Annotated in this window: 8 protein-coding genes; 3 read left to right on the top strand and 5 right to left on the bottom strand. The window is 70.8% G+C overall.

Features of this window, described 5'->3' with window-relative positions:
• Positions 1-11 precede the first annotated feature (11 nt).
• The 4 genes from ACFSOX_RS15065 to ACFSOX_RS15050 form a co-directional block, all read right to left on the bottom strand.
• A complete protein-coding gene (locus ACFSOX_RS15065; protein WP_378478631.1) occupies positions 12-3,068 on the bottom strand; it encodes an efflux RND transporter permease subunit in 3,057 nt (1,018 codons plus the stop codon).
• Positions 3,065-4,183, bottom strand: coding sequence for an efflux RND transporter periplasmic adaptor subunit (locus tag ACFSOX_RS15060; RefSeq protein WP_378478630.1), 1,119 nt, complete (start codon positions 4,181-4,183; stop codon positions 3,065-3,067). Before ACFSOX_RS15060 ends, ACFSOX_RS15065 begins: the two co-directional genes overlap by 4 nt.
• Before the next feature lie 361 nt (positions 4,184-4,544).
• Complete coding sequence (locus ACFSOX_RS15055; RefSeq protein ID WP_378478668.1) at positions 4,545-5,429, bottom strand: MFS transporter; 885 nt, start codon at positions 5,427-5,429, stop codon at positions 4,545-4,547.
• Positions 5,430-5,443: 14 nt separating this feature from the next.
• On the bottom strand, positions 5,444-6,037 hold the full coding sequence (locus ACFSOX_RS15050) for a glutaminase (RefSeq protein ID WP_378478629.1): 594 nt from the start codon (positions 6,035-6,037) through the stop codon (positions 5,444-5,446).
• A gap of 471 nt (positions 6,038-6,508) precedes the next feature.
• Between ACFSOX_RS15050 and ACFSOX_RS15045 the strand changes: the two genes are divergently transcribed.
• Both ACFSOX_RS15045 and ACFSOX_RS15040 read left to right on the top strand, forming a co-directional pair.
• Positions 6,509-7,531 (top strand): patatin-like phospholipase family protein, encoded by a 1,023-nt coding sequence (locus ACFSOX_RS15045; protein WP_378478628.1) that lies wholly within the window; start codon positions 6,509-6,511, stop codon positions 7,529-7,531.
• Positions 7,532-7,535: 4 nt separating this feature from the next.
• Entirely contained in the window at positions 7,536-8,993 is a 1,458-nt protein-coding gene (locus tag ACFSOX_RS15040; RefSeq protein ID WP_378478627.1) for a GntP family permease, read from the top strand.
• A 66-nt stretch (positions 8,994-9,059) separates the two neighbouring features.
• Here ACFSOX_RS15040 and ACFSOX_RS15035 read toward each other — a convergent pair whose 3' ends face one another.
• Entirely contained in the window at positions 9,060-10,040 is a 981-nt protein-coding gene (locus ACFSOX_RS15035) for an aldo/keto reductase (protein WP_378478626.1), read from the bottom strand.
• 200 nt (positions 10,041-10,240) lie between these two features.
• Here ACFSOX_RS15035 and ACFSOX_RS15030 point away from each other — a divergent pair, with 200 nt between their 5' ends.
• Positions 10,241-11,104 (top strand): aldo/keto reductase, encoded by an 864-nt coding sequence (locus ACFSOX_RS15030; protein ID WP_378478625.1) that lies wholly within the window; start codon positions 10,241-10,243, stop codon positions 11,102-11,104.
• The last annotated feature ends 292 nt before the right edge of the window (positions 11,105-11,396 follow it).

The following is an 11,396-nucleotide window of genomic DNA, read 5'->3' as shown; positions in this document are numbered from 1 at the left end:
CTGCCGCCCCGCTAAAGGCTCGCGCCCTGTGGACTCGCCGCCGGCTCCCTGGCCCGGAACGCCGCGACGTAGAGGGCCGGCAGGAAGATCAGCGTCAGCACGGTCGCCACCAGGAGACCCCCCATGATGGCATAGGCCATCGGCCCCCAGAAGATCGTCGGGGCGATCGGGATCATGCCCAGCACCGTGGAGATCGCGGTCAGAACGATCGGCCGCAGCCGCGACAGCGCGGCGGCGATCACGGCGTCCCAGATCGACTTGCCCTCGCCGCGCTCGGTCTCGATCTGGTCGATCAGGATCACGGCGTTGCGGGCGATCATGCCCATCAGCGCCAGAATTCCGAGGATCGCCACGAAGCCGAGCGGCTTCTGAAACAGGAGCAGCGCCGCCACGATGCCGATCAACCCGAGCGGCACGACGCTGAGCACGAGCGCGAGCCGCGAGAAGCTCTGGAGCTGGATCATCAGGATCGTGACGGTGACGAACAGCATGGCCGGCACCACGGCGAACACCGAGGCCTGCGACTTCGCGCTCTCCTCGACGGTGCCGCCTGTGGCGATGCGATAGCCGGCCGGCAGCCCCCGCTGCACCCACGCCACCTTGTCGGCGAGCGCCGCCACCACGGCCTCGGACGACACGCCGGGCGCGACGTCGGCCTGCACCGTGAGGGTCGGCAGACCGTCGCGCCTCCAGATCAGCGGATACTCCTGCTCGTCCTCCAGCACGGCGAACTGGCCGAGCGGCACGGTGCGTCCGTTCGGCAGGCCGACCTGCAGGTTACGCAAGGTGGAGAGCGAGACGCGCTGCTCGTCGGTCGCCCGCACGACGACGTCGACCAGATAGATGCCGTCGCGCATCTGGGTCACGGCGTTGCCGGAGACGACGCTCGCCAGCACGCCGGCGATCGCCTCCGAGCTCAAGCCCAGCAGGCGCACCTGGTCCTGATCGACCCGGACGCGCACCTTGCGGGCCGGCTCCATCCAGTCGAAGTTGATCTGGCGCACCCGCGTGTCGGTCGCGATGGTCGAGGCGAGCAGCATGGCGGCGGCGCGCACCTCGGCGAGGTCGGGGCCGCCGATGCGGTACTGCACCGGCCAGCCGACCGGCGGGCCGAGCTCGAGCGGAACGATGCGCGACACGGCGCTCGGAAACTCCTCCGCGAGGATCTTCGTCAGGCGTTCGCGCAGCCTCTCCCGGGCCGAGACGTCCTTCGCGACCACGACGAGCTGGCTGAAGAAGTCGTTGCGGAGCTGCACGTCGAGCGGCAGGTAGAAGCGGATCACGCCGCGGCCCACATAGGTGCTCCAATGGGCGACGTCCGGATCGGCGGCCAGGATCTTGTCGAGACGGGCGGACGCGTCGGCCGACGCGTGGATCGAGGCGTTCTGCGGCAGCCGCAGGTCGACCAGCAGCTCGGGCCGGTCGGACGACGGGAAGAACTGCCGCGGGATCAGCGGCAGCGCGGCGATCGAGGCGGCGAAGCAGGCGAGCGTGACCAGGATCGTCACCCAGCGCCGGCGCATCGCACCGATCAGCACGGCGCGAAAGAGCCGCACCAGCCGCCCCGGCTCGCTCGGACCCTTCGGGGTCGGCAGCAGCGCGACACCGACCAGTGGCGTGAACAGCACCGCCACGACCCACGATGCGATCAGCGCCACGCTGACCACGGCGAAAATGGAAAACGTGTACTCGCCGGCCGAGCTCTTGGCGAAGCCGATCGGGATGAAGCCGGCGAGCGTCACGAAGGAGCCGGTCAGCATCGGCATCGCCAGCGTCTTGTAGGCGAAGGCGGCCGACTCCTCCTTGCTGGCCCCTTCGGCGAGCTTCATCGACATGGCGTCGATGGTCGACATCGCGTCGTCGACCAGCAGCGTCAGCGCGATGATCAGGGCGCCGAGCGAGATGCGCTGCAGGTCGACCGAGATCAGCTCCATCACGGGGAACACCAGGGCGAGCGTCAGCGGGATCGACAGCGCCACCACGGCGCCGGCCCGGAAGCCGAGGCTGACCACGCTGACCGCCATGATGATCACGATCGCCTGCCACAGCGATTCCATGAACTCGCCGATCGCGGTGTCGACCACGGCCGACTGGTCGGCGACCAGCACGGGCTCGATGCCGATCGGCAGGTCGGCCGTGACCTCGGCCATGATCCGCTTCACGTCGCGGCCGAGCGCCAGAATGTCGCCACCGTCACGCATCGCCACGGCGAGGCCGACCGCCTGCGTCCCGTTCACCCGGAAGATCGGCTGCGGCGGGTCGGCGAAGCCGCGCCGCACCGTGACGATGTCGCGCAGCCGGATCAGCCGGCCGCCGGCCGCGATGTTGATGTCGAGGATATCGAGCTCGGACTCGAAGGCGCCGGAGACGCGCAGCACCAGCGTCTCGTCGCCGGTCTGGATCGCACCCGCCGGGCTCACGGCGTTCTGGGCGCGCAGCGCCGAAACGATGGCGGCGCGGTCGAGCCCGAGGCCGGCCAGCGTCGCCGTCGAGAACTCGATGAAGACGCGCTCGTCCTGGGCGCCGAGGATCTCGACCTTGGATACGTCGGCGAGCGCCAGCAGGCGCTTGCGGATCGCCTCCGCCTGGTCGCGCAGCTCGCGCTGGGTGAAGCCGTCGGCCGTGAGGCCGTAGATGATGCCGAAGGTGTCGCCGAAGTCGTCGTTGAAGCCGGGTCCGACGACGCCGGCCGGCAGCGTGTGGCGCATGTCGGCGACGCGCTTGCGCACCTCGTACCAGATGTCCGGCACTTTTCCGGGCGGTGTCGAGCCTTTCAAGTTGACGAAGATGGTGGTGCGACCCGGCACCGTGGTGGAGCGCATGAAGTCGAGGTTCGGCACCTCCTTGAGGGTGCGCTCCAGCCGGTCGGTGATCTGGTCGAGCGTGTCGGCGAGCGTGGCGCCCGGCCACGCCGCCTCGACCACCATGGCGCGGAACGTGAAGGCCGGATCCTCGTTGCGGCCGAGCCGGACGTAGGACAGGAGACCCGCCACCGTCACGGCGATCATCAGATAGAGCACGAAGGAGCGGTGCCGCAGCGCCCAGGCGGACAGGTTCGGCCCGCTCATGGGCGCGCCCCGAGCAGGCGCACTTTCTGGCCCGGATGCAGCGCCTGCACGCCCGCCGTGACGACGACCTCGCCGACGTCGAGCCCGCCCGCCACTGCCACCTTGGCCGGATCGAAGCGCACGACGTCGACGTTACGCAACGTGACCGTGGTGGTCTTCGGATCGACCACCCACACGGCCGGCCGCTGATCGGCGCGGGTCAGCGCCGTCGCCGGAATCTCGATCACGGCCTGCGCGGCGAGCGTCAGCCGCCCCGTCACGGTGGCGCCGAGCCGCATCGCCTCGGGCGGATCGGTGAGGCCGACCTTGACCTCGAAGGTGCGGGTCACCGGATCGGCCTCGGGCGCCACCTCGCGGACCCGGCCGCTCGCCGTCACGGCGGGATCGTCGGTGAGGCTCACGGCGATCACGGCGTCCGGAGGCGCCGTGCGGAGAACCTGGGCCGGCACCTCGAACACGGCGTCGCGGCCGCCCTGCCGGGCGAGGCGCACGATCGCCTGACCGGCCTGCACCACCTCGCCGGGCTCGGCGCCGACCATGGTGACGATCCCGGGCGCGTCGGCCGTCAGCACCGTGAAGCCGAGCAGGTCGTCGGCCGTCTTCAGCTGCGCCTCCGCGGCGTCGACGCGGGCCTGTGCGGTGTCGCGCTCGCGCTTGGCCTGGTCGAACAGGGCGCGCGTGGTCCAACCCTGCGCCAGCAAGGTCTCCTGGCGCTCGAAATGATTGCGGGCCTGGGTCAGCGCCGCCTGCGCGGCGGCGAGATCGGCCTGGGCGGCGCGCACGGCATTGGTCTCGTTCTGCGGCTCGAGTCGGGCGATGACCTGCCCGGCCGTGACCCGGTCACCCGCGTTGACGGGCCGCTCCATGACCCGTCCGGCGATGCGGAAGCCGAGGGCCGCGACGTCCTCGGCGGCGATCCGGCCGGTCAGGGCTACCGTCTCGCCCGCCTCGCGCTGAGCGACCGTGACGGTGCGGACCGGGCGCGGCTCCGGCGCCCGCGTCTCCTCGGCCGGACCACAGGCGGCGAGCAGGGCCACGAGCAGAATCGCGCCCGCGGTCGCGGCGTCAGGACGTCGGCGCGCGCGCAGTGCGGACGACGACAGCGATCGCGACATGAGCCACTCCGAGACCGAATTTTCGATTGAAATGTTCCGATGGAAAAGACGGCGAGGATGCCGTCGATCGGGCGTCGTCCCGACCTCGCTTCGCCGCGAAGCCACCGACGCGCTCGCTGCCCCGCCCGTCCATCCTCATGCGCACTCACGGTTCGCCGGCGTCGGCCCCCACCGGGCCGCTCGGCCGCTCTGCCGATCGGCCCGCCAGCCGACATCGGGAGACTACCGAGCCGCGGGATCAAAGGCCAGCGGGTCGCGTCTGATCCGACGACGCGATCGCCCCGGCCGGAGGGCCGCTCCGCCATGTCCGCTGCGTTCTAGCCCGTCCTAGCCGAGCATCGCCGGGTGCGTCGAGCGCCGCCTACCGCGTCTCCTCCCCCTCACGCCGCCGCGGGGACGGATCCGGGATCTCACCTGGAATGTAGTTCGGCAATCGACTGGCCGGGATGATCGCGAGCAAGGCGACGCCCGCCATGATCACGAGGCCGATCTTGAGCGCCTTGAGCCGCGCCTCGGCATTGACGCGCAGCGCCTCCTGGACCTGCTCGGCCGTCGCCGTCGTCGCGACGAGAACGCTTTGCAGGCGATCGTTGCTGAGGAAGTTGATGCTGTCGAGGTCGACCTGCGCCCGGAGCTCCGGCGTCAGGATCGTGTTGGCGGCGAGACTGCCGAGAATGATGCTGGACAAGAGCCCGACCATCAGGGCGCCCGCCACCGCGGTGCCGACCGCGGCGGCGAGGTTGTTGGTGGTGCCGCGCAGCGAGCCGACGTCACCGGCGAGCTCCTTGGGCGAGGCCGTGACGAGGACGTTGAACACCAGCGTGACCAGCGAGCCCTGGCCGATGCCGAACAGGACGAGGCCGACCAGCACCGGCCCGGCGCTCCAGTCGTTGCGCACCACGAAGGCCAGCCACAGCAGCGCCAGCGTGCACAGCCCGAAGCCCCAGCGGCCGATCTGCCGCGGCGTCAGCCGCTTGTAAAGCTTGACGATCAGCATCGCCGAGAAGAACACTGTCAGATTGAAGGGCATCATGGCGATGGCCGTGGCGAGCGGCGAGCGGCCCTGGACGATCTGGATGTAGAGCGGCACCGAGAAGTTCAGCATCGCCTCGAGGGCGACCACGGCGAACATCGCCATCACGGCGGCCCGCTCCTGCGCCGAGCCGATCACCTCCAGCGCGAGGAGCGGCGTCTTGCCGGCCTGCTGACGCGCCGAGGTCCAGCGCACGAAGGCGAAGCCGAGCATGATGCCGACGACGATCAGCACCGGGGCCGGGGAGAAGCCGGCGAGATCGAACGGCGCGTTGGGCGTGGCGACCGCCAGGCCCCAGCGGTTGAGATTGTTGAACCCGAAGCTGATCGACACGATCGCGGCGGCGGCGAGAACGACACCGACCAGGTCGATCTGCACGTCGGGGCGGCCTTCGTCGCGATCGCGCCGGCATTGACCATCGGATTGGTGCGCCCGTCGGGACTCCACTCCACCGCGGCGGCCGAGTTGAACGGCAGGCCGGTGCTGTTGGCGCCGAGCCTCTCGCGCGCCCGCGCCGGGCCGATCACCTCGCACACGAGGGCGAAGACGAACGGCTTCGACACGCTCATGATCGAGAACGGCACCTCGGTGTCGCCGACGGCATGGACGTTGCCGCCGGTGCCGACGACACAGATCCCGAACAGGTCGGGAGCGACGCGCGCCAGCGCCGGATAGACCTGCGAGACCTCGCCCTCGCGGTCTTCCCTGAACAGGGCATGGGCCTCGCCGACCAGGGCTCGCACCTGGTCCGGGTCCGGAAGCCGGCCGGTCGACACGTTCGTGTAGGCCCCGCGGTCGCCCGCGGTGAGCCGCATGCCCATGAGACGCTCCCTCTGCAGGCTTCTTCTGGTTCACGATGCACCGAGATGCACCGAGACGATCGCATGGATGCCGTGATCAGGACGGCGCTCGGCGATCGATCGTTATCGATCATTATGATCGCTGTCGCTGCGCGAGCAAGACACCGTCGTTCGTCGTAAGTAGTGAGAACGAAGACTAGCTCCGACGGCGATGCGGCACGCCGGCCGGCGCGGCCCGCGGCGACGTCGCGACGATGCCCCCTCGATTCGGTCCGGCTTCTTGCAAACGTCGCACGATGCGGCGATGCTGCAGCGCACCGGAGCCCGATCGACGAAAGAACCTGCCGTCGGCCAGAGCGGTCCCGATGGCGATCCGCGGGACGACGAGATGAGACGACGACGTGAGACGGCGACGTGAGATGACGACGTGAGACGACGACGTGAGACGACGACACGAATAGGTGACAGCGAGAAAGTGACAGCGAGGTGCCCATGACGATCGACCGCTCGCCCGCTCTCGTCGATCTCGCCCTGCAGGGTGGCGGCGCCCACGGTGCCTTCACCTGGGGCGTCCTCGACCGCCTGCTGGAGGAGCCCTGGCTCGAGATCGACGGCGTCTCCGGCACCTCGGCCGGCGCCATGAACGCCGCCGTGCTGGTCGACGGCTTCGCGGCCGGCGGGCGCGAGGGCGCCCGGGCGGCGCTGGAATCGTTCTGGCGCAGCGTGTCGGACGGGGCGCGCTTCAGCCCGTTCCAGCGCACGCCGCTCGACCTGATGCTCGGCCGCTGGACGCTCGACAACTCGCCCCTCTACGTGATCATGGACCTGATGGCCCGCCTGGTCTCGCCCTACGATCTGGTGGCCGGGGCCAACCCGCTCGCCGCGATTCTCGAGAAGCATGTCGATTTCGCGCGTCTCTCGCAGGCACCGATCAAGCTGTTCGTCACGGCGACGAGCGTGCGCACCGGCCAGGGCCGCGTCTTCCGCAACGACGAGATCACCCCCGACGTGCTGCTCGCCTCGGCCTGCCTGCCGACCATGTTCCAGTCGGTCGAGATCGACGGCGAGGCCTATTGGGACGGCGGCTATTCGGGCAATCCGACCATCACGCCGCTGGTCCGCGAGTGCCGCTCGCACGACACGATCATCGTGCAGATCAACCCGATCGAGCGCCTCGGCACGCCGCGCTCCGCGCGCGACATCCTCAACCGGCTCAACGAGGTGTCGTTCAACGGTGTGCTGCTGAAGGAGCTGCGCATGATCGCGCTGCTGCGCCAGGTCGCCGACGCCGGCAATTGCGAGGGTGCGCAGTGGGCCCGCATGCGCATCCATCGCATCGCCTCGGCCGCGATGGCGGAGCTCTCCGCCTCCTCCAAGCTGCTCGCCGAATGGGGCTTCTTCTGCAAGCTGCGCGATCTCGGCCGCGCCGCCGCCGAGACGTTCCTGAGCGAGAACGCCGCGGCGCTCGGCGAGCGCTCGACCTACGATCTCGACGCGCTCCTCGCCGGACCCTGATCCGATGCTCGGGCTCGCCGGAATTCTCGTCGGCCTCGCGCTCCTGATCGGGCTGGCCTATCGCGGCTGGAGCGTGCTGCTGCTCGCGCCGCTCGCCGCGCTGGTCGCCGCGGCCTTCGCCAGCGAGCCGCTGCTCGCCCACTGGACCCAGACCTTCATGGGCAGCGCGTCGCGCTTCCTCATGCAGTTCTTCCCGATCTTCCTGCTCGGCGCGCTGTTCGGCAAGCTGATGGAGGACACCGGCTCGGTGAGCGCGATCGCCGAGGCGATGACGCGGACGCTGGGTCCGCGCCGCGCCGTCATGGCCGTGGTCGTCGCCGGCGCCATCGTCACCTATGGCGGCGTCAGCCTGTTCGTCGCCTTCTTCGTGCTGGCGCCGATGGCCGAGGCGCTGTTCCGCGCCGCCGACATTCCGCGCCGGCTGATGCCGGCCGCGATCGCGCTCGGCACCTCCACGTTCACGATGTCGGCGCTGCCCGGTACCCCGGCGATCCAGAACGCCATCCCGATGCCGTTCTTCGGCACCACGCCGTTCGCGGCGCCCGGTCTCGGCATCGTCGCGTCGCTCGTCATGCTCGCCTTCGGGCTCGGCTGGCTCGCCTTTGCCGAGGCGCGCGCACGGCGCCGCGGCGAGGGCTTCGGCCCCGGCCTGATGGCGGATGTCGAGGGCGCCGCCGCGGACGCGACGGTGCGCGAGCGGGCCACGGTGGCGCAGGGCTTCGATCCGATCGAGGCGCCGCGCGGCGACCGCGCCGTCGCCGGACCTCCCACCGCCGTCGCCTTCGCGCCGTTGGTCGTGGTGGTCGTGGTCAATCTGGTGATGTCGCTCGTCGTGCTGCCGCGGCTCGACACCGCGTTCCTGGCCGAGCCACGTTGGGGCGAGACCTCGCTCGCCGCGGTCGGCGGTGTGTGGTCGGTCGTCGTCGCGCTCGCCGCCGCGATCGTCACGGTGCTGGTGCTCAATCCGAAGCGCCTCGCGACGCCGCGCGCCAGCATCGACGCCGGCGTCAACGCCTCGGTGCTGCCGGCCGTCAGCGTCGCGAGCCTGGTCGGCTTCGGGGCCGTGGTCGCCGCGCTCCCGGCCTTCGAGGTGGTTCGCGACTGGGTGCTGTCGATCGAGGGCGGCCCGCTGGTGTCGCTCGCCGTCTCGACCAACATCCTGGCGGCGCTGACCGGCTCGGCCTCGGGCGGCATGACGATCGCGCTCGATGCGCTGGGCGCCGTCTATCTGGGCCTCGCCGCCGTGCAGGGCATCGACCCGGCGCTGCTTCACCGGGTCGCCGTGATCGGCGCCGGCACGCTCGACAGCCTGCCCCACAACGGCGCCGTGGTGACGCTGCTCGCCGTCTGCGGCACCACGCACCGCGAGGGCTATCTCGACATCGTCATGGTCGCGGTCGTCGGCGCCATCGTGGCGCTCGCCGCCGTGATCGGGCTCGGCACGCTGTTCGGCTCGTTCTGATCGGATTTCGATCGGGCCGGCACGGCGGCCCGGCCCGACCGGCAACGCCGTCCGGACCGCCGCGGCTCAGCGATTGTAGACCGGCACCGGCCCGCGGAAGGCCTCCCACACGGCATCGCAGGCCGCGACGGTCTCGGGGCTCAGCGGCCCCTCACGGCAGGCGGCGAGGTTCTGGTCGAGCTGCTCGGGACGCGAGGCGCCGAGAATCAGGCCGTCGGCGGCGGTGTGGTGCAGCACCCAGGCGAAGGCGAGGCTCACCAGCGAGCGGCCGGCCTCCGCGGCGATCGCCTTCAGACGCTCCACCGCCTCGAAGGTGCGCGGGTGCCAGTAGCGATCGGCATAGAGCGACTTGCCCCAGAACGCCGCGTCGAAGCGGCCGCCCGCCGTGACGGCGGCGGGGTCGTGCTTGCCGGTGAGCAGGCCGCCGGCGAGCGGGTTGTAGACGAAGCTCGACACGCCGAGGCGCTTGGCCATCGGCAGGTACTCCTGCTCGATGCCGCGCGCGACCAGCGAGTACATCGGCTGCGACACGGCCGGCGGCCGCCAGCCGTTCCTCTCCGACAGCCAGAACATCTCGCAGACCTGCCAGGCCGCGTAGTTCGAGGTCGCCACGTACCGCACCTTGCCGGCCGTCACCAGCTCCTGCATGGCCGCGAGGCTCTCCTCGATCGGCACGCTCGGGTCGGGCTGGTGCAGGTAGTAGAGGTCCACCCAATCGGTGCCGAGCCGCGTCAGGCTCTCGTCGATCTGGCGCAGGATGGCGGCGCGCGACAGCCCCTGCTGGTCGGCGCCCTCGCCCATCTTGTGCTGCACCTTGGTGGCGAGCACCACGTCCTTGCGCCGCGCGCCCAGCGCCCGCCCGAGGATCTCCTCGGCACCGCCGAGCTGATAGGCGTTCGCGGTGTCGAAGAAGTCGATCCCCGCGTCGAGGCAGCGCGCCACCATGCGGTCGGCGGTCGGCTGATCGACCGGCTTGCCGAACGTCATGGTGCCGAAGCACAGGCGAGAGACGGTGAGATCGGTGTGGGGAAGCGAGCGGCGGTCCATCGCGATTGCCTTTCCGAAATGCCGCCCCTCCTTGCCGCCGCGGAGCCGCGAACGCAATGGCGGCGGGCGATCGGCTGATCGACCCCTGGCGCGGATCGAACCGGCCGCAGCCCGGACGTGCGGCGCAGCGTCTTGGCCGTAGCCGTCTTCGCGCGTTAGGAACGGGCAGCCGCCTCCTCGCCCGCCACCGTGAGTCCCCCATGCGCACCTCCTCCCCGCCTCTCTCCGCCGTTCCGACCACCCGTCTGCCCTCCGGCGAGGCCGTGCCGGTGCTCGGGCTCGGCACCTGGGGGATGGGCGAAGGCCTGCGCTCGCCGGCACAGGAGGTCGCCGCGCTGCAGCTCGGCATCGATCTCGGCATGACGCTGATCGACACCGCCGAGATGTATGCCGACGGCGGCGCCGAGGAGGTCGTGGCCCGCGCCGTCGCGGGCCGCCGCGACGCCGTCTTCGTGGTCGACAAGGTCTTGCCCGGCAATGCCTCGCGCACCGGCACCGTGAAGGCCTGCGAGGCGAGCCTGAAGCGGCTTTCGACCGACCGCATCGACCTCTATCTGCTGCACTGGCGCGGCGGCGTGCCGTTCGAGGAGACGATCGCAGCGTTCGAGACCCTGCAGCGTGCCGGAAAAATCCGCCACTGGGGCGTCAGCAATCTCGACACCGACGACATGGAGGCGCTTTTCGCCGCGCCCGGCGGCGGCGCGGTGGCGACCAATCAGGTGCTCTACAACCCGACCCGGCGCGGCATCGAGTTCGATCTCCTGCCCTGGTGCGAGCGGCACAAGATCCCGGTGATGGCCTACTCGCCGATCGAGCAGGGCCGCGTCCTGAAGCACCGCGCGCTCGTCGCGATCGCGGCCCGCCACGGCGCGACGCCGGCCCAGGTGGCGCTCGCCTTCGCGCTGCGCCGGCCCGGCACGATCGCCATCCCGCGCGCCGGCGACCCGGCGCATGTGCGCGAGAATCGCGGCGCCCTGGATCTTGCGCTCGACGCCCAGGATCTCGAAGCGCTCGATCGCGCCTTCCCGCCACCGGTTCGCAAGACGGCGCTGGAGATGCTTTGAGACATCCGACGCTGTGAGAAATCGTCGGCTCTGCTGCGCTGCGGCACGTTGATGCCGCAATTGGCGGCGACAGGTCCGCGGGGCGGCCGCCCCACCCGGCCGGGGCGTCGTCTCGATCCGAGGTCCCACCGACGGTCCGGCGGGTGGTGGCGGCCGCCGTGAATGCCCGACCGCGATCGGCTATCCTGGTGTGCGCGATCGGGCCGCGCACCCGACCGGCGGGTACGGGCATTCTGCACGGTGCGACCTTCGGCGCGAAGGTGCGGGCCGTCGCGACGACGGGGAAGCGACC

The organism is Rhodoplanes azumiensis (assembly GCF_042682915.1).
GTDB lineage: Bacteria > Pseudomonadota > Alphaproteobacteria > Rhizobiales > Xanthobacteraceae > Rhodoplanes > Rhodoplanes azumiensis.
The sequence above is the reverse complement of the archived record's forward strand: the minus strand, read 5'-3'. Positions and strand labels throughout refer to the sequence as shown.